15 protein-coding genes are annotated in these 17,915 nt (G+C 63.8%); 9 read left to right on the forward strand and 6 right to left on the reverse strand.

Going from position 1 to position 17,915, the window contains the following annotated elements:
• Positions 1 to 37: 37 nt before the first annotated feature.
• The 3 genes from ACLI1C_RS15270 to ACLI1C_RS15280 are packed head-to-tail and all read left to right on the forward strand — an operon-like array spanning position 38 to position 2,822.
• Positions 38 to 940: a carbohydrate ABC transporter permease gene (locus ACLI1C_RS15270; protein WP_411398094.1), complete on the forward strand. Its 903-nt coding sequence runs from the start codon at positions 38 to 40 to the stop codon at positions 938 to 940.
• A complete protein-coding gene (locus tag ACLI1C_RS15275) occupies positions 937 to 1,764 on the forward strand; it encodes a carbohydrate ABC transporter permease (protein ID WP_411398096.1) in 828 nt (275 codons plus the stop codon). Before ACLI1C_RS15270 ends, ACLI1C_RS15275 begins: the two co-directional genes overlap by 4 nt.
• Positions 1,761 to 2,822: an ABC transporter ATP-binding protein gene (locus ACLI1C_RS15280; protein WP_411398098.1), complete on the forward strand. Its 1,062-nt coding sequence runs from the start codon at positions 1,761 to 1,763 to the stop codon at positions 2,820 to 2,822. The genes ACLI1C_RS15275 and ACLI1C_RS15280 overlap by 4 nt, the downstream gene beginning before the upstream one ends.
• A gap of 51 nt (positions 2,823 to 2,873) precedes the next feature.
• On the opposite strand, the gene ACLI1C_RS15285 is transcribed toward ACLI1C_RS15280, so the two are convergent.
• The 3 genes from ACLI1C_RS15285 to ACLI1C_RS15295 all read right to left on the reverse strand — a co-directional run bounded on the left by ACLI1C_RS15285 (position 2,874) and on the right by ACLI1C_RS15295 (position 7,029).
• On the reverse strand, positions 2,874 to 4,796 hold the full coding sequence (locus ACLI1C_RS15285) for a glycoside hydrolase family 127 protein (protein WP_411398100.1): 1,923 nt from the start codon (positions 4,794 to 4,796) through the stop codon (positions 2,874 to 2,876).
• A gap of 84 nt (positions 4,797 to 4,880) precedes the next feature.
• A complete protein-coding gene (locus ACLI1C_RS15290) occupies positions 4,881 to 5,894 on the reverse strand; it encodes a LacI family DNA-binding transcriptional regulator (protein ID WP_411398102.1) in 1,014 nt (337 codons plus the stop codon).
• A gap of 97 nt (positions 5,895 to 5,991) precedes the next feature.
• Positions 5,992 to 7,029, reverse strand: coding sequence for a LacI family DNA-binding transcriptional regulator (locus ACLI1C_RS15295; RefSeq protein ID WP_411398103.1), 1,038 nt, complete (start codon positions 7,027 to 7,029; stop codon positions 5,992 to 5,994).
• 165 nt (positions 7,030 to 7,194) lie between these two features.
• Between ACLI1C_RS15295 and araD the strand changes: the two genes are divergently transcribed.
• Genes araD through ACLI1C_RS15310 form a run of 3 tightly spaced genes read left to right on the forward strand, consistent with a single transcriptional unit; the run spans position 7,195 to position 10,577 of the window.
• Entirely contained in the window at positions 7,195 to 8,937 is a 1,743-nt protein-coding gene (gene araD / locus ACLI1C_RS15300) for an L-arabinonate dehydratase (protein ID WP_411398105.1), read from the forward strand.
• A gap of 10 nt (positions 8,938 to 8,947) precedes the next feature.
• A complete protein-coding gene (locus tag ACLI1C_RS15305) occupies positions 8,948 to 9,847 on the forward strand; it encodes a dihydrodipicolinate synthase family protein (protein ID WP_411398106.1) in 900 nt (299 codons plus the stop codon).
• A gap of 19 nt (positions 9,848 to 9,866) precedes the next feature.
• Positions 9,867 to 10,577, forward strand: a complete 711-nt coding sequence (locus tag ACLI1C_RS15310) for a ribonuclease activity regulator RraA (protein WP_411398108.1) — start codon at positions 9,867 to 9,869, stop codon at positions 10,575 to 10,577.
• Between the two features lie 3 nt (positions 10,578 to 10,580).
• Here ACLI1C_RS15310 and ACLI1C_RS15315 read toward each other — a convergent pair whose 3' ends face one another.
• A complete protein-coding gene (locus ACLI1C_RS15315; RefSeq protein ID WP_411398109.1) occupies positions 10,581 to 12,938 on the reverse strand; it encodes a phosphoketolase in 2,358 nt (785 codons plus the stop codon).
• Entirely contained in the window at positions 12,935 to 14,131 is a 1,197-nt protein-coding gene (locus ACLI1C_RS15320; RefSeq protein WP_411398110.1) for an acetate/propionate family kinase, read from the reverse strand. Before ACLI1C_RS15320 ends, ACLI1C_RS15315 begins: the two co-directional genes overlap by 4 nt.
• Before the next feature lie 399 nt (positions 14,132 to 14,530).
• On the opposite strand from ACLI1C_RS15320, the gene ACLI1C_RS15325 reads away from it, so the two are divergent.
• Positions 14,531 to 15,799 carry a tyrosine-type recombinase/integrase gene (locus tag ACLI1C_RS15325; protein WP_411398112.1) on the forward strand — a complete coding sequence of 423 codons (1,269 nt, stop codon included), beginning with the start codon at positions 14,531 to 14,533 and terminating at the stop codon, positions 15,797 to 15,799.
• On the opposite strand, the gene ACLI1C_RS15330 is transcribed toward ACLI1C_RS15325, so the two are convergent.
• Positions 15,796 to 16,443, reverse strand: a complete 648-nt coding sequence (locus ACLI1C_RS15330; protein ID WP_411398114.1) for a hypothetical protein — start codon at positions 16,441 to 16,443, stop codon at positions 15,796 to 15,798. The two genes, ACLI1C_RS15325 and ACLI1C_RS15330, sit on opposite strands and share 4 nt — an antisense overlap.
• Before the next feature lie 263 nt (positions 16,444 to 16,706).
• Here ACLI1C_RS15330 and ACLI1C_RS15335 point away from each other — a divergent pair, with 263 nt between their 5' ends.
• A complete protein-coding gene (locus ACLI1C_RS15335) occupies positions 16,707 to 16,907 on the forward strand; it encodes a helix-turn-helix transcriptional regulator (RefSeq protein WP_411398115.1) in 201 nt (66 codons plus the stop codon).
• Between the two features lie 44 nt (positions 16,908 to 16,951).
• Positions 16,952 to 17,656 carry a hypothetical protein gene (locus tag ACLI1C_RS15340; RefSeq protein ID WP_411398117.1) on the forward strand — a complete coding sequence of 235 codons (705 nt, stop codon included), beginning with the start codon at positions 16,952 to 16,954 and terminating at the stop codon, positions 17,654 to 17,656.
• Positions 17,657 to 17,915 lie beyond the last annotated feature (259 nt).

The raw sequence follows: 17,915 nt of genomic DNA on the forward strand, positions 1-17,915 counted from the left end.
ATCCGGCCGGTCATATCGACTTTTCTGCGGAGGGGTGATGTCCCGGTTCTTCAACAGCCTGCGCGATGGCGTCGGGTTCGACCTGGTCCTGGTGGGTGCGGCCCTGCTGTTCCTGCTGGCGCTGGCAGGTCTGCCGCTGCTCTATAACGTGCTGATGAGCTTCCAGCAGGTGGACATGTTCACCCTGGGCACGCTGATCCGGCCATGGGCGGGCTTCACCAATTACGTCGACGTAGTGCGGCAGCCCGAATTCTGGCTCGTGGCCAGGAATACGCTGATCTTCGTATTTGCCTCAATGGCCGGGCAGTTCGTGATCGGCTTCAGCCTGGCCCTGTTCTTCGCGCAGAAATTTCCAGGCGCCGCGACCATTCGCGGCCTGTTCCTGGTGTCGTGGGTCATGCCGGGGCTGGTGGTGGGCGCGATCTGGAGCTGGATCCTGGCGGGCGATTTCGGCGTGCTCAATACCATCCTCAAGTCGCTCGGGATTATCCAGGAAACAGTGTTCTGGAAATCGGACCCGAACTACTCCATCTGGGCGGTCGTGATCGCCAATATCTGGCTGGGCACGGCGTTCAACATGCTGCTGCTGGCCGTGGGCCTGGCCGCCATTCCGCGCGACCTCTACGAGGCGGCAGAACTCGATGGCGCCAACGCCTTCCAGCGCTTCTGGACGATCACGCTGCCGATGATGCGGTCCACGATTGGCGCCGTGCTGTCGCTGGGGCTGATCGGCACGCTGCAGCAGTTCGACCTCTTTCCAGCCATTACTGAGGGCGGCCCGGCCAATACATCCAGCGTGGCGGGCTACTGGTCGTGGCAGATGAGTTTCCAGCTTTACGACTTTGCCAAGGGCGCAACGATTTCGGTGATGATGTTCCTGCTCGTGCTGTTCGCCTCGGTGATCTACGTCCGTTCGACGCGTCATGAGGTGCGCGGATGACCCGGCCCTATACTCCATGGCTGCTGCTGGCGCTGGCGCTGACCCTGGCGGCACTCTACCTGTTTCCGCTCTACTGGATGTATGTCACGAGCCTCAAGTCGGCCTCGGAAATCTACTTCAATCCGCCGACCTTCTGGCCCCTCGCGCCCGATACCAGCATCTATCCTCAGGTTTGGTTCGGGCGGACCATGTCGACATTCCTCTGGAACTCGGTGGTCATCGCCTCCGGAGTCACCGCCATCACGGTGATCCTGGGCACAGGCTGCGCCTATGTGCTGGCGCGCTATCGCAGCGTCTGGGTCGATGTCGGACTATTCCTGATCCTGATGCTGCAGGTGCTGCCGGCCTCAGTGATGATCACGCCGCTCTTTGTTGGTTTCAACCAGGTCGGGTTGCTGAACTATCCGCGCACGGCGGTGGTGCTGGCGGCAGCGGCCAAGGCGATGCCGTTCTTCGTGGTGCTGGTGCGGGCAACATTCATGAGCGTGCCGCGCGAGTTGGAAGAGGCCGCGCTCGTCGACGGCAATTCGCGGGTGGGTGCATTCTTCTCGATCGTGCTGCCGCTGGCGCGCAACGGCATCCTGGTCTGTGCCATCCTCACCTTCATGAGTGCGTTTGGCGAATTCATCTATTCCAAGTCGATCATCCAGGAAAAGAACCTGCAGCCGGCCAGCGTCGGGCTTTCGGGCTTCCTTGGACCCAACTCGTCCGACTGGAACGCCATCATGGCCTATTCGGCGATCTATGTGACGCCGATCCTGGCCGTCTTCGTCCTTCTGCAGCGCCGTATCGTCTCCGGCCTCACCTCGGGAGCCCTCAAGTGACTGTCCAGATCGAACTGAACAATATCGACAAGCACTATGGCATATTCCACGCCCTCAAGGGCGTCAGCCTCGCCATCGAGAAGGGCAGCTTCGTGGCCCTGGTCGGCCCCTCGGGCTGCGGAAAATCGACGCTGCTGCGCTCCATTGCCGGGCTCGAAAGCATAACCTCGGGCTCGCTCAGGATCGCCGGCGAGACGATGACCGGCGTGCCGCCGCGCAAGCGCGACGTCGCCATGGTGTTCCAGAGCTACGCGCTCTATCCGCATATGACGGTGGAGGAAAACCTCACCTATTCCTTGCGCCTGCACGGCGTCCGCAAGCCCGAGGCCAAGGCCCGGGCCGCGGAGGTGGCAGCGACCACCGGCCTCTCGGCCCTGCTGCACCGCTACCCGCGCGAACTGTCGGGCGGGCAACGTCAGCGCGTCGCCATGGGCCGCGCCATCATCCGCAATCCCAAGGCCTTCCTCTTCGACGAGCCGCTGTCCAATCTCGACGCCGCGCTGCGCGTGCACATGCGCAAGGAGATCCGCGCCCTGCACGATCGGCTGGGTGCCACCTCGGTCTATGTGACGCATGACCAGGTCGAGGCCATGACCATGGCCGACCATGTCGTGGTGATGCGGGATGGCTGCATCGAGCAGCAGGGCGCGCCACTCGAACTCTACGACCGCCCGGTGAGTCGTTTCGTGGCCGGATTCATCGGCTCGCCGGCAATGAATTTCATCGATGCCGTGGTCGCCGAGGATGGGCGCACGGCCGTGCTTCAAAACACCGATGGCGGCACGGTGCCTCTGCCCTCCCGCCTTGAGCCAGGTCGGTCCATCGTGGTCGGCCTGCGGCCCGAACATCTGCGCGTCGTCGAGCACCAGGGCACGTTCCAGATCACCGTCGGCGCCATCGAGTCGACAGGGTCCACGACCTTCATTTCATCGGCCGATGATCTCATCACCCTGGTCCAGGCCGACCGCACATCCATCGCCGCGGGCGACCGCGTTTCGCTGGCCATCCCCGAAATCCATGTCCACGTCTTCGACCCCGAGACCGGCCTGCGCCTCTGATCGAAGGCACGGCGGCCCCTCGCCTGAGGCGAGGGGCCGCATATGGGCGGCCTATTCCCCGCGCTGGCGGAGCCAGACCAGCATCTCGCCCGGCGCCCGGTTGTCCCACAGGTGATAGGGCACAAGGCGGGCCGTATCGGGGGCGGTGTCGGGAGCCTTCTCGGCATAGAGCGCATCGCCCCAGCTTTCCGCCCGCTCGCGCAAGACCGGCACGTCGATGGCGATGGCGCCGCGCAGGTCGGGAATCACCGCCGTCTGCGCCTTGCCCAGGCCATTGCTGAGCAGGATTGAGTTCAGCGCTCCGCCATTGTCGACGCCTTCGAGGCAATAGACCAGCGGCCCGCGCATGATGGCGACGCGCCCCGCATCCTGCCGCACCGACGGATGGGCGCGCAGCGCCCGCGGCTCCAGCGGCAGGGTCAGCGCCAGCAGGTCGCCAGCATGCCACTCCCGCTCGATCCGGGCATAGCCATCCTTCGTCAGGTCTTCCAGCGCCACAGGCTGGCCGTTGACGGCCAACGTCGCGCCCCGCGCCCAGCCCGGAATGCGCAGCGACACCGCAAAGCGCGCCGGAACGACAGGATTGACCGTCACCCTGATATCGCCTGACCACGGATAGTCCGTGTCCTGGGTCAGCGTGAATTTGGCCCCATTCGCCAGCTCCACCCGCGCTTGGCTCGCGCAATAGAGGTGCACGGCGATTTCATCATCGGCCACCGCATAGGCATAGGACCCCAGCGACGTCACCAGCCGCGCAATATTGGGCGGGCAGCACGGACAGGCATGCCAGGTCCAGCGGTGGTGGTTGCCGGTGCTTTCGAGCGGATTGTCGTAGAAAAAGGTCTTGCCGTCGGTCGACAGCCCGGTAATGGCGCCGTTGTACAGCGCCTGTTCCATCGTGTCGGCATAGCGCCGGTTCGGCCCGCGGCCCAGCATGCGCGATGCCCAGAAGACCAGGCCCACCGAAGCGCAGGTTTCGGCATAGGCCGTGTCATTGGGCAGATCGTAATAGTCGGTGAAGCCCTCATTGGACTCTGCCGGGCCGATACCGCCGGTAATATACATCTGCTTCTGCGTCAGGTCCGCCCACAGCGTCTCGAGCGCCTGGGTCAGGCTGTCGTCGTGATATTCGGTCGCGACATCGGCCATGGCGGAATAGAGATACATGGCCCGCACCGCATGGCCGACCACCTTGGTCTGCTCGCGCACCGGCAGGTGCGACTGGTTGTATTCAAGTGTTTTCTTCTGCACGCCCTTGGGGTCACGCCCCTGCGCGATCGCTTCCTCGATGAAGAAATTCGGCTCCTGGCCCCGCTCGTCGACAAAGAACTTGGCCAGGTCCAGATAGTCCTGCCTTCCCGTCACCCGGGCCAGCTTGACCAGCGCCAGCTCCACCTCTTCATGCCCGCAATAGCCGCGCACCTGGCCCGGGCCACGCCCGAACCGCTTCACCAGATAGTCCGCCATGCGGCACATGACATCGAGGAATTTGCGCTTGCCGGTCGCCTGGTAATAGGCCACCGCGCCTTCCATCATGTGGCCGGCGCAATAGAGCTCATGGAAATCGCGCAGATTGGTCCACTTCCATTCCGGCTTGATGCGCTGGAAGAAGGAGCTGAGATAGCCATCGGGGTCCTGCAGCTTCTCATACATGTCGATGATCGCGTCGGCCCGCGCCTCGAGCGCCGGATTGGGCTTGCGGTAGAGCGAATAGGCTATGGTCTCGATCGACTTGCCGATGTCGCTGTCCCAGAACATCTGCGGCGTACCCAGCCAGTGGATGATGGGGATCACGATGCCCGGGCTGGGCACGTCCGGATTGATCTGTTCGAGCATGCGCGCCTCGACACAACGGTCGAGCAGCGTCGCCGCCGTATGGTCGCACACGGCGTCCTGCCACGCGCCCCAATAGCCACCAATAGTGACGGACGGCACAGGCAGCGGACGGAATTGACGGTTTTGCAGAGTCGCCATTGGATTTGGTCCCAGGTTGAAAGGCCGCATCGGCCGAGGCATAGCGTCGCAATCGCGGGCCGATCCTCCATCGGCCCGGCTGCATTATCGGGGAGCAATGCCCCCGCAGGATTGTCGCACCACCAGCTGGCAGGGCAGCTTGCGGATTCCGGGCTCGACAGCTTGTCCACCCGCCAGCGCCAGGATCAGGCGACCGGCCTCCCGGCCCAGTTGTTTGAGATTCATGTCCACCGTGGTGAGTGGCGGACGCGTGGCCGCGGCGACGATCTCCCAATTGTCGAAACCAACCACCGAGACATCTTCGGGCACGCGCAGGCCGCGCTCGCGCAGGGCATCGACCACCCCGCGGGCAATCTGGTCATTGCCGCAGAACACCGCATCGGGCGCCGCGTCCGGACCGCTCCATAGCGTGTCGACCGCTTCGCGTCCCCAGGCCTCCGACCAGTCGCCGTACAGCACCTCTCCGCCGCCGCCCACGACCGCGCGATAGGCCTCGGCGCGCTCGCGCACCGAGGCGAAGCTCTCAGGGCCCGTGACATGAGCCACCCGGCGACGCCCCAGCCCGACCAGCCAGCGCACCGCCTCCCGCGAGCCCTGCGCATCGTCCGAAACCAGCGTCACCGCATCGTCGGGCCCACTGCTGAAGGCATAGACCACCGGGATCGGCAGGTTGGACAGATCGACCGGCAGCCGCCCGTCAATTCGCCTGCCCGAGGCGATGATGCCATCCACCTGCTTGTCGAGCATGGCATCGACATGCACCTTGGCCAGCGCCGGATCGTCCTCGATGGTGCAGAGGAAGACCGACACGCCCTGGTCGACCAGCGCTTCGGACACCCCCGCCATCAATGGCAGCGTAAAGCGGCCATAGGTGTCGTTGGTCAAAAGGCCCACGGTGAAGCTGCGCTGGCTGATCAGCGCCCGCGCCATGGCATTGGGTCGGAAGCCCATTTCCGCGGCCACGCGCTTGACGCGCTCGCGGGTCTCTCCCGTCATGCGCCCCGTATCGTTCAGCGCCTTGGACGCCGTCGCAATGCTGACGCCCGCGGCCGTCGCCACGTCGTAGATGCGGATCCGGCTGGGGTTGAGAACGGTCACTACTCATCCAAGAGAAAAGGTTTTCTCAATTAGGTAAAACCTTTTCTCATTCGACGTCAATACCGCGGCCGCAGGCGGCAATAATGCCGTCACAAGTTCAGGCCGAGGCGCGCCGGATGATCTCGAAGCCCACATCATGCACCGCTTCGACATCGGCGCGGCGTTCGAACCGGGCCAGCAATGCATTGGCCGCGACGCGCCCCAGCACGTCGCGGTCCACCCGGATGCTGGTCAATGCAGGATCGAGATGAGCGGCAAATTCCTGGTCACCAAACCCGATCACCGCTAGGTCGCCGGGCACCGAGAGACCCCTTGCACGCGCCTCCACCAGTATGCCCTGGGCAAACTGGTCGGAGCTGCAGAAGACGAGGCAGCCGCGCGGCATGCCGCGGTCCAGTAGGTCGACCAGCGCCTGGCGCCCTGCCCCCAGCGTAGCCGTACTGTCAAAGTCGACCCCCATGACGTCACCGCCGCTGAGCTGGCGGAAGCGGTCGACAAAGGCATTGCGCCGGCGGATCGCCCGTTCGTCCCCCGCCGTAACGGTCACGGCTTGCCGATAGCCGGCGGCATGCGCGAACTCGGCTGCCGCCACGCCTGCTGCGCCATGCGAGAAGCCGACGCAGCAGTCGATGGGTGTCTCGGTGATGTCCCAGACCTCCACCACGGGAATCCCCGCTGCCAGCAGCATGCGCCGCGCACCCGCGCTGTGATGGATCCCGGTGAGCAGCAGGGCGTCAGGACGCCTCGACAGATGCGCACTGATAGCCGCCTCCTCCCGCTCCGGGTCGAAGCCGGTTTCGGAGAGCATCAGCTGATAGCCATGCCCCAGCATGATGTTGGAGAAGGCATGCAGCATGCTGGCATAGACAATGTTGGTGACCGAGGGGACCAGGGCCGAGATCAGCCGGCTCTTGTTCGATGCCAGCGCCCCGGCCACCGCATTGGGCACAAACCCGGTCACCCTGATCGCGTCCCGAATGCGTTCGAGCGTCTCCGGCGATACCTTCGCCGGAGCCGACAGCGCCCGCGACACCGTCACCTGCGACACCCCGGCCAGGCGACCGATATCGGCCATGGTGACATTGCCGCCCGCAGCGCGACGACCGTCCCCCGGCTTTCTGGCGCGGCTCTTCATGCCTCGATCATGCTCCCTGCATCCATGAATGCGTATCCAGCATCCTTCGCTGGCTGCCGCCGCTTCGTCAACAAGCCTTGTACTTTACCACATGAAGAACTGTGCGCCCGCGTTGACAGGCCCAAATGTTAGCGCATACATAGCTTCACCAACCCGAGGCGCTCCATGACCACGACCAGGCGCAAATCCCCCGATGACCTCCGTTCCGCACGCTGGTTTGCGCCGGACGACCTGCGCACCTTCGGCCATCGCTCCCGCCTGGCCCAGCTGGGTTATGACGAGGCTGACTACGCCGGAAAGCCGGTGATCGGCATTCTGACCACCTGGTCCGAGATCAATGCCTGCCATGGGCATTTCCCCGAGCGCCTGCAGGACGTCAAGCGCGGCGTCGCGCAGGCCGGGGGCTTCGCCCTCGCCATGCCGGCCTTGTCAGTGGACGAGAGCTTCACCAAACCCACCTCCATGCTCTATCGCAACATGCTGGCCATGGAAGTGGAAGAGATGATCCGCTCCCACCCTCTCGATGGCGTCGTGCTGATGGGTGGCTGCGACAAGACCACGCCGGGGCTGGTCATGGGCGGCATAACCGCCGGCGTGCCGATGATCTACCTGCCCGCTGGCCCCATGTTGCGCGGCCACTATGCCGGCACCACCCTCGGCTCGGGCTCCGATGCCTGGAAATACTGGGATGAGCGCCGCGCCGGCAACGTGTCCGACGAGCAGTGGCGCGGGCTGCAGAGCGGCATTGCCCGCTCGGCCGGCGTCTGCATGACCATGGGCACGGCCTCGACCATGACCGCCATCACCGACGCCATGGGGCTGACCCTGCCCGGCGCCTCCTCCATTCCGGCCGTCGATTCCAGCCACATGCGCATGTCCGCCGCCTGCGGCCGCCGCATCGTCGACATGGTCTGGGAGGATTTGACGCCCGACCGCATCGTCACGGATGCTTCGATCCGCAACGCCGCCATCGTCGCCATGGCCACCGGCTGCTCGACCAATGCCGTGGTCCACCTGATCGCCATGGCGCGCCGCGCCGGGGTGGATCTGACCCTCGATGACCTCGACGCCCTCGGCCGCGTCACCCCCCTCCTCGCCAATGTCCGCCCCTCGGGCAAGGACTATCTGATGGAGGATTTCTACTATGCCGGCGGCCTGCTGGGCCTCATGAAACAGATCGCCGATCGCCTGGACACCTCCTGCCTCACCGTGACCGGACAGACGTTGGGCGAGGGCATCAAGGACGCGCAGGTCCACAATGACGATGTCATCCGCCCGCTATCCAACCCGGTCTATCACGAAGGCTCGCTCGCCGTGCTGCGCGGCAATCTCTGCCCCGACGGCGCCGTCATCAAGCCGGCCGCCTGCGACGCCCGCTTCCACAACCACCAGGGACCCGCACTGGTCTTCGACAGCTATCCGGAGATGAAGAAGGCCATCGATGACGAAAAACTCGCCATCACGCCCGATCATGTCCTGGTGCTGCGCAATGCCGGCCCGCAGGGCGGTCCCGGCTTTCCCGAATGGGGCATGCTCCCGATCCCCAAGGCCCTGATCAAGCAGGGCCATCGCGACATGCTGCGGATTTCCGATGCCCGCATGTCCGGCACCTCCTACGGCGCCTGCGTGCTGCATGTGGCGCCCGAATCCTACATTGGCGGGCCTCTCGCGCTGCTGCGCACTGGCGATATCGTGCAGCTGGATCTGCCCAATCGCCGCCTCGACATGCTCGTCGAGGCCGACGAGATCGAGCGCCGCCGTGCCGCATGGACGCCACCGCCACCCCATTACGAGCGCGGCTGGGGCTGGATGTATTCGCGCCACGTGACCCAGGCCGACAAGGGCTGCGACTTCGATTTCCTCGAGCGCGACTTCGGCCGCCCTGCTGGCGAACCTGACATTTACTGAGGCGATATCCATGACGCAAACGCTGGACCAGGCGCTGACCGGCATCTCCGGAATCCTGGTGACCCCCTATGACGGAGATGGCGACGTCGCCCCGGCGCGCCTCGCCCCGATCCTCGACCGCGCCCTCGCCGCCGGCCTCCACATGCCGGTGGTCAACGGCAATACCGGCGAGTTCTACGCCCTGACCACCGAGGAAGCCTGCACCATGGTCAGCGCCGTCGTGGACCTCGTGGCCGGTCGCGCCCCCGTCCTGGCGGGCGTCGGTCGAGGCATTCGCGACGCCTGCCAGCTGGCGCGGGAATCGGCCGGGGCCGGTGCCACCGCCCTCATGGTGCACCAGCCGCCCGATCCCTTCGTCTCCCCGCGCGGCATCGTCGCCTATCTCCAAGCTGTGGCCGATGCCTCGGGCGGCCTGCCGATGATGATCTATCTGCGCAACGACACTATCGGCACCCGCGCCATTGCCGACCTCTGCGCCGTGCCCGGCGTCAAGGGCGTCAAATGGGCCACGCCCAATCCGATGAAACTGGCCGAGGCCAAGGCCGCCTGCGACCCCTCCATTGTCTGGGTCGGCGGCCTGGCCGAAATCTGGGCGCCGAGCTTCTATGCCGTGGGCGCCCGCGGCTTCACCTCCGGCCTGATCAATGTCTGGCCGGAGCGCTCGGTGGCGATCCACGCCGCCCTCGAGGCCGGCGACTATGCCGGTGCCAATCGCCTGATCGCCGGCATGAAGGCCTTCGAGGACATCCGGGCCGAGGAAATGAACGGCACCAACGTGACCGGCGTCAAGGCCGCCCTGCTGGCCCTGGGCCGCGATTGTGGCCCCACGCGGCCACCCTCCGCCTGGCCGCTCACCACCCCGCAACAGGCCAAGCTCGACGCCTTCATCGCCGACAACGCCCTCACCTGAGGCGCACAAGGAGACCGCCGTGGACGAAACCACCCGCCAGAAGCTGATGCAGGTCTCGGTCGCCACCCTGGCGACCGCCTTGTTCAAGCGCGGCCTGCGCAACCAGGTCATCCAGGATGTTCGCCCGATCAGGCCGAAGGGGCGCAACATGGTCGGCCCGGCCTTCACCCTGCGCTATATCCCGGCGCGCGAGGACCGCAATCAGCTGTCCGAATTCCGCAATCCGGCGCATCCGCAGCGCGTGGCCGTCGAAACCTGCCCCGCTGGCCATGTGCTGGTCATGGATAGCCGCAAGGACCCGCGCGCCGCTTCCGCCGGCGATATCCTGGTCACCCGCCTGATGGTGCGTGGCGTCGCCGGCGTGGTCACCGATGGCGGCTTCCGCGACGCGTCGACCATTGGCGATCTCGATATCCCCGCCTATCACAACCGCCCCTCGAGCCCCACCAATCTCACCCTGCATGAGGCGCTCGACCTCAACATCCCCGTGGCCTGCGGTGATGTCGCGGTCTTTCCCGGGGACATCATCGTTGGCGACGCCGACTGCGTCATCGTCATTCCCCAGCATATCGCCGCCGAAGTCGCCGGCGAGGCCGTCGAAATGACGGTCTATGAGGATTTCGTGGTCGAACAGGTCAAGGCCGGCGTGCCGATCATCGGCCTCTACCCCGGCACCAGGGAAGAGCACGCCCTGGCCTTTGCGGACTGGCGCGCCCGCAAGGGTCGCTAGACCCTACGACCGCCACGCCCAGCCGCGGACCTCCGGCATATCCTCCCCATTTTCGCGAATGTAGCTGTTATGTGCCGCCAGCTTCGCCTCGACCCAGGCCGAGAATTCGGCCCGCCGGGCCCCCAGCCCCGGCACGCGATCGACCACGGCCCGCGCCAGGTGAAAGCGGTCGATCTGGTTCAGCACAGCCATGTCGAAGGGCGTCGTGGTGGTCCCCTCTTCCTGGAAGCCGTGCACGTGGAAGTTCTGGTGGTTGGTGCGCCGATAGGTCAGCCGGTGAATCAGCGCCGGATAGCCGTGATAGGCAAAGACCACCGGCGCCGCCTTGGAAAACATGGCGTCGAATGATGCATCGTCGATGCCATGCGGGTGCTGGCTGGGCGCCTGCAGGGTCATGAGGTCGACCACGTTGACGAAGCGCAGCTTCAGCTCGGGAAAATGCTCCCGCAGCAGCATGGTCGCCGCCAGCGCTTCCATCGTGGGCACATCGCCGGCCGCGGCGATCACGGCATCAGGCTCCGCCTCGCCGCAGGTCGAGGCCCAGTCCCACACCCCGACACCGTCCGTGCAGTGCTGCACTGCGGCGTCGCGATCCAGCCATTGCGGCGCCGGCTGCTTGCCCGCCACGATCACATTGATGTAGTCGCGGCTGCGCAGGCAATGATCGACCACCGAAAGCAGGGTATTGGCGTCCGGCGGCAGATAGACCCGGACGATATCCGCCTTCTTGTTCATCACGTGATCGATGAAGCCGGGATCCTGATGGCTGAAGCCATTGTGGTCCTGCCGCCAGACATGGGACGTCAGCAGATAGGTGAGCGAGGCGATCGGCTTGCGCCAGGGTATCTCGCGCGAGACGTTGAGCCATTTGGCATGCTGGTTGAACATCGAATCCACGATGTGGATAAAGGCTTCGTAGCACGAGAAAAACCCGTGCCGGCCGGTCAGCAGGTAGCCCTCGAGCCAGCCCTGGCAGAGATGCTCGCTCAGCACCTCCATGACCCGTCCATTGGGCGATATCTGGCTGTCGCTGGCGATCAGTTCCCCCGTGAACACGCGATCCGTGGCCTCGAACACCGCTCCCAGCCGGTTTGACTCGGTTTCGTCGGGTCCGAAGACGCGGAAATTCTGAGCATCGTCATTGAGCCGCAGGACATCGCGCAGGAATTGCCCGGCATGGCGCGTTGCCTCGCCCACCACCGCCCCCGGCGCCGGCACGTCAACGGCATAGTCGCGAAAGTCCGGCAGCTTGAGGTCCTTGAGCAGCAGGCCGCCATTGGCATGCGGGTTGGCGCCCATGCGGCGCGTTCCGCGCGGCGGCAGGTCGGCCAGTTCGGCAACGAGCCGGCCGCCCTCGTCGAACAGCTCCTCCGGCCGGTAGCTGCGCAGCCAGGTTTCGAGCACCGCGAGATGGCTCGGATCCTCGGCGAGCTTGGCCAGCGGCACCTGGTGTGACCGCCAGGACCCCTCGGTCGGTTTGCCATCCACCTCGGCGGGCCCCGTCCAGCCCTTGGGCGAGCGGAGCACGATCATCGGCCAGGCCGGCCGGCGGGAAAAGCCATTGGCGCGCGCCTCCGCCTGGATCGCCCGAATGTCGGCCATGACGACATCGAGCGTCGCCGCCATCTTCTGGTGCATCTCCTCGGGGTCGCTGCCCTCGACGAAATGGGGCGCATAGCCATAGCCGCGAAACAGCGCCTCGATTTCTTCATGGCTGATCCGCGACAGGATGGTCGGGCTGGCAATCTTGTAGCCGTTGAGGTGCAGGATCGGCAGCACCGCGCCGTCGCGCGCCGGGTTGAGGAACTTGTTGGAGTGCCAGCTCGTCGCCAGCGCCCCCGTCTCGGCCTCCCCGTCGCCCACCACGCAGGCGACCACCAGGTCCGGATTATCGAACGCGGCGCCATAGGCATGCATCAGGCAATAGCCCAGCTCACCCCCCTCGTTGATCGAACCGGGAACTTCGGCAGCCACATGGCTGGGTATGCCGCCCGGCCAGGAGAACTGGGTGAACAGCCGCTTGAGGCCCGCCAGGTCTTGACTGACTTCGGGGTAGAATTCGCTGTAGGTTCCCTCGAGATAGGTATTGGCCACCAGGCCCGGGCCGCCATGCCCCGGTCCGGTGACATAGATCGCATTGAGATCCAGCTCCCGGATGATGCGATTGAGATGCACATAGATGAAGTTGAGCCCGGGCGTCGTGCCCCAGTGCCCGAGCAGCCGCGGCTTGACATGCGCCAGCGTCAGTTTCTCGCGCAGCAGTGGATTGTCCCGCAGGTAAATCTGCCCGACGGACAGGTAGTTGGCGGCGCGCCAATAGGCGTCGATCCTGCTCAGAAGCTCGGGATTGAGGGGCGTCATAACGCAAGGTTCTCCTGCTGCAGATGGGCAGTGACGGCTTCGGCGATGATCGCCTCCTCGTCCGTTGCCATCACATGGACAGGCACCGCGCTGGAAGGCTTGGAGATGATTGCACGGCCTTGCGCGTTGAAACCTTGATCGAGCGCAATTCCGAGAAATTCCAGCCCGGCACAGACCCGTTCGCGGATCACCGGCGCATTTTCCCCGATCCCGCCGGTGAAGACGAGCCGGTCGACCCCGCCCAGCACCGCCGCGAACCCGCCTATCGCCTGCCTGACGCGGTAGCAGAACAGGTCCACCGCCTCGGCCGCACGATGATCGCTCCCCTCCGCAGCCAGCAGTTCGCGCAGGTCCGAACTTGTCCCGGAAACCCCGAGCAGGCCCGACTCATGGTTGACCATGCGGTCGAATGCCTCCGCATCCATCCCCTCGGTCTTGGCCAGGTAGCGAACGAGGCCAGGATCGATATCGCCGGTCCGCGTCCCCATCGGAATGCCCGCGGCCGGCGTGAACGACATGGACGTATCTACACTCCGTCCCCCATGCACCGCCGCAAGGCTGGCCCCATTGCCCAGATGCGCCAGGATCAGCCTGCCCCGGGCCGCGTCCTGGCCGAATGAGCGTTCCAGTTCCTGCAGCAGGAAACTGTAGGAGAGACCGTGAAAGCCATAGCGCTCCACCCCGGCAAAGCGCCGCGGCAGCGGCAAGAGCCGCGCAACGGCCGGCATGTCGCGGTGAAACGCGGTGTCGAAGCAGGCGACCTGGAGCACGCCCGGATGCCGCTCGCGACAGAATTCCAGCATCGCGATCTCGGCCGGCAGGTGTTCGGGTGCATAGTCCACGATGCGCCCAAGTTCCTCGACCAGCGCATCATCCACCACACTATGGCTGCGGTATCGCGGCCCGCCATGGACGATGCGATGGCCAATTGCGACGAGCCGGGCATGCGCCATCGTCGTGTCGAGCCAGTCGAACAGATAGGCGAGCGCGCCCGCATGATCCTTGGCCTCGACAGGCAATTCCTCCTGCCGCCCCTCCGCCCGCCGCACCCGGAATGTGGTACCGGCGCGGCCCAGCCGGTCAAACTGCCCGCGCATGTCCGGCGCCGCCTGTCCGGCCGCATAGAGCGCGAATTTCAGGCTCGACGAACCGCCATTGAGCGTGAGGACGAAACCGCCATTCCCATCGGCCATGCACTGCTCCCCGGAATGAACTCCGCCGGCGCGTCGCCGCCGTCTGGTGCCCCAACTTGGCAGTGTCTCCCCGATAGTCTCCCGCCGCAACAGGCAAAGGCACCCCGCGCAGCCGCCGCGTCGCATCCCATAGGACAGGGGCCAGAAAACAAAAAACCCCCGGTTTCCCGGGGGTTTGAAATGGTAGCGAAGCCCAGATTTGAACTGGGGACACACGGATTATGATTCCGCAGCACCCTCGCGTGCGTGAGCCCTATCGACTACTACATAGTACCACACGGCCCTGGATTTGCTAGGCTTTTGAATTCTCCCATTCCTGTCACTTCCCTCGCATTGCGACCAAATACCCGCTACACTGCTACCTAGTTTGCTACCTAGCCGGTTAAACGACTGTCCAATATGCGCGTCAAATTAACGAAGAAGGTCGTCGAGGCGATCACCCCTGCCACTCCGCCTATTGACGAAACTGGCAAACCCAAAAAAGCGCCTGACGTCATACTTTGGGACACAGAAGTTCCTGGCTTCGGCGTCAAGGTCACGCCAGCGGGGAAACGCATCTACTTTGTGTACTACCGAACGTCCAGTGGCCAACAACGCCGCCCCAAAGTTGGAGATCACGGCCCCCTCACTGTGGACCAGGCCCGCCAGATCGCTCGCCAATGGCTGGCAAAGGCAGCTGCCGGAGAGGATGTTAGTCAGAAGCGTCAGAATGATAGGGCCTCAGGGACAGTGGCGGAGCTGGCAACTCGGTATCTCGCTGAATATGCCGTGCCCCATAAAAAACCCCGGAGCGTCCAAACGGATCGGGCAAACCTGGACAACCACGTAATCCCGATCATGGGATCAATGCGCGTCAGAGATGTCACGCGACAGGACATCGATCGCATGAAGGTGGCTGTTCGAGAGGGCAAAACTGCGCGCGAGTTGAAGGCGAAACCTCGCGGCCGGCGCATCGTCCGAGGGGGCGAAGGTATCGCCAACCGCGTCGTCGCGCTGGCATCTAAGATGTTCGGCTGCGCGCAAGAATGGGGCCTGCGAGACGACAACCCCGCCACCAGCATCCGAAAATATAAGGAACATCGCAAGGATCGTTTCCTTGATGAAGCCGAGGTCGGCAGATTGATCACTCAACTCGACGTCGCTGATCAGGCCCAGGTCGTGAGCAGCAAGGCGACGGCGGCCATTCGCGTCTTGCTCTACACCGGTATGCGCTATAGCGAGGTGATGACCCTGAGGTGGCGTGACGTGGACGAAGGCAAAAACTGCTTTCGGCTGGCCGATAGCAAGACCGGATCCAGGGTGATCCCCTACGGTACCCAGGTTGTTTTGGCATTGTCCGCACTTGAGCGCGGAGCGCCGGACAAGCTGTTATATGAAGGTGCGAAGGAGGGATCGCCATTATCCTTGCAGCGGCCTTGGCATCAGATACGCGCCGCTGCAGAGATTGACGCATCGGCAACCCTTCATACTCTGCGCCACACTTTTGCATCCTGGTCGGTCATGGGCGGTCTATCGCTGGCGCAGGTGGGTGCCTTGCTCGGGCATAAATCCACTCAGACTACACTTCGGTACGCCGACCATGCAGTCGAGGCCCTACGCGCCTACGGGGAACAAACCGGCGAAGCCATGGCTGCAATGGCGAAGGCATCCACCAAAGCTGAAGACTAGCCGGGCTTTGACGGTGTTGGAGCTTGAAGGGGGATCACCTCACCAACGGTCTTCAGCTTGACGATGATCGCTGCCAGATGACTAGCGTCTGCCACTTTCCACTTCTGCGTCGCGTCGTCCCCGATCTTGATCGTTACCAGCGCTGATTTTGTCCTCACCGTCGCCGACCCGGACTTGAGTAAACGGTCGGCCTGGCGCTGCTTGGCATGGGCCTTTGACCACTTATCAATTCCCTCCCCCCTGACGGCAGCCAACGCCTCGACCTCCGAAGGTTTCATTTTTTTCTCATCCAGGTAGCGAACCGCCATCGTCCAGCGACTTAACAGCTTAGTGCGCGGCACGCTTTCGCTGATCTCATCGAAGTACAGGGCTTCGACGAATACGCGCGCCGGGTCAGATCGATCTACACCTCGTCTGCCGGGCTTCGTTAGACCTGCGATCATGGTCGCATCCCTTCGATAGAGCAGCAGCATCGCATAGGCGATGGCGATAAGTTCGATCTTCTGGTCATCGCGCGCGGGAGTCCAGACGCGTTCCGTGAGCTGTTTGATGCGTTCTTCGATGTCCGGGATCACTGCGTAATAGTGGCGGGCGGCCAGAAACGCTGCCGCATCAGCTTTACGTTTTTTCTTTAGCGAAGCCAAAGCCCGTCTTCCCCGATATTCGCCGAAGAGTACCGCATTCGGCGACGTTCCAATAGTCCGTTAAACGGATCGCTCGCACTCGACGCGTGGCTTCCCTTGGGCTTAGAAGGTCCAACGCGCGTTTACCATCCGTTTAACGGATGTTCGGATTTATCGTGTGTTTGCAACGGTTTTTTGGTGCAAGTACCGCGATGAGGACGCTCGTTTGGCGTCGGTAAAGGATCTTCGCTTAGCGATTTCCGCTTCGCAGAAAGGAGCTCAAAGTGAGCACCAATGCGATTTTTCTGACCGAGACCCAGCTTGCCGACCGGCAGCAGCGCTCTATCAAAACTCTTCAGGCTGACCGGATGAAGGGGGGCGGTATTCCGTTTGTCAAACTTGGCCGGACGGTCCGCTACCGCCTTTCCGATATCGAGGCATGGGAAGAGGACCACCTCGTTCGTAGCACCAGTGAGGTGAAGTAATGGCTCCGTCAAAGTCTGATAGTTCCGCAGCGCGGAAGAATCCATTGTCCAACGATACGGCAGACATGGGCGTCATCGAGTCGGTCGTGTCTCTATGGGATTTTGCGAGTCTTGTAGATGAGGCTGCTGTTGAGTTTAGCCGAGACGCGTTGATCGACGCCGTTCAGAGGGGCTTCTCGCTGCGGACCGCCTCGCCTGCGACCTGGGCAGAGTTTCTCAGTCATCCGCTTTGGAAGGAGCACCCTAGGCGTCGCCCGAAAATGGACGAACAGGAGGCTGCTCCCAAGTTCGCGCTACAGATATATTTCGGTCGAGCAAACCGTGCCACCAAGCGCACAAGTGACTATTGGCGGGCATTGCAGCAGCTCGAATACGAAGGACGCAGCAACTCGAAGATCGTAGAGGACATGGTGAAAGGGGAGGCGACCATACGAGCAATCTGCGGCCGCCGCGCCGAACAACTGCGCCGGGCCGGCCCCAATGCTACGAAGACATCCCCCGGCAAGCCTGCTCGTACTATTACTACTCCCAGGTCGAGCAACCCGCCCCAGCAGTCCACACCACCCAAGGACGCGTCCGCGCGTCGTGCAGAGACCGTCGACGGGAAGGCCACCCAGTTGAACTTCCTGGAGGGCCTGCCCAATCTCAAAGTTGGCGAAACGTACGCGATCATCACCAAGGTGCTTGCCGGCGGCGGGTGCTCCTTCGAAGTGAAGGCGCTCAAGGTAAAGCCGAAAAAGTCCGGCTAGACGAGACGTTTGCCAATGCGACTAGGCCGCGGCGCTGACGGTGGCGCGGCATCGGGCCTTTGTCGGTAAAGCCAATTAGTATTTGCAGTCGGTACTGGCCATGTGGATGTGCCTCCGCCAAGCACCCCTGCCTCATCAGACGTTCAATGCCGGAACTCGATCCGAGCCCGGCATATGGGCGTGGTGTACCTGAACATCGTTCAAACCGGTCAACCTGACCGCACCAGACAAACACAACTGCCCTGCCTAGTCAGGAACC

It is taken from the genome of Devosia sp. XGJD_8 (assembly GCF_046614475.1).
Lineage (GTDB): Bacteria > Pseudomonadota > Alphaproteobacteria > Rhizobiales > Devosiaceae > Devosia.

Excerpts from the sequence above, each read along its gene's own strand:
- ACLI1C_RS15325 (WP_411398112.1), top strand. The coding sequence starts at position 14,531 with ATGCGCGTCAAATTAACGAAGAAGGTCGTCGAGGCGATCACCCCTGCC.
- ACLI1C_RS15320 (WP_411398110.1), bottom strand. The coding sequence starts at position 14,131 with ATGGCCGATGGGAATGGCGGTTTCGTCCTCACGCTCAATGGCGGTTCG.
- ACLI1C_RS15315 (WP_411398109.1), bottom strand. The coding sequence starts at position 12,938 with ATGACGCCCCTCAATCCCGAGCTTCTGAGCAGGATCGACGCCTATTGG.
- ACLI1C_RS15270 (WP_411398094.1), top strand. The coding sequence starts at position 38 with ATGTCCCGGTTCTTCAACAGCCTGCGCGATGGCGTCGGGTTCGACCTG.
- ACLI1C_RS15275 (WP_411398096.1), top strand. The coding sequence starts at position 937 with ATGACCCGGCCCTATACTCCATGGCTGCTGCTGGCGCTGGCGCTGACC.
- ACLI1C_RS15285 (WP_411398100.1), bottom strand. The coding sequence starts at position 4,796 with ATGGCGACTCTGCAAAACCGTCAATTCCGTCCGCTGCCTGTGCCGTCC.
- araD (WP_411398105.1), top strand. The coding sequence starts at position 7,195 with ATGACCACGACCAGGCGCAAATCCCCCGATGACCTCCGTTCCGCACGC.
- ACLI1C_RS15305 (WP_411398106.1), top strand. The coding sequence starts at position 8,948 with ATGACGCAAACGCTGGACCAGGCGCTGACCGGCATCTCCGGAATCCTG.
- ACLI1C_RS15295 (WP_411398103.1), bottom strand. The coding sequence starts at position 7,029 with ATGAAGAGCCGCGCCAGAAAGCCGGGGGACGGTCGTCGCGCTGCGGGC.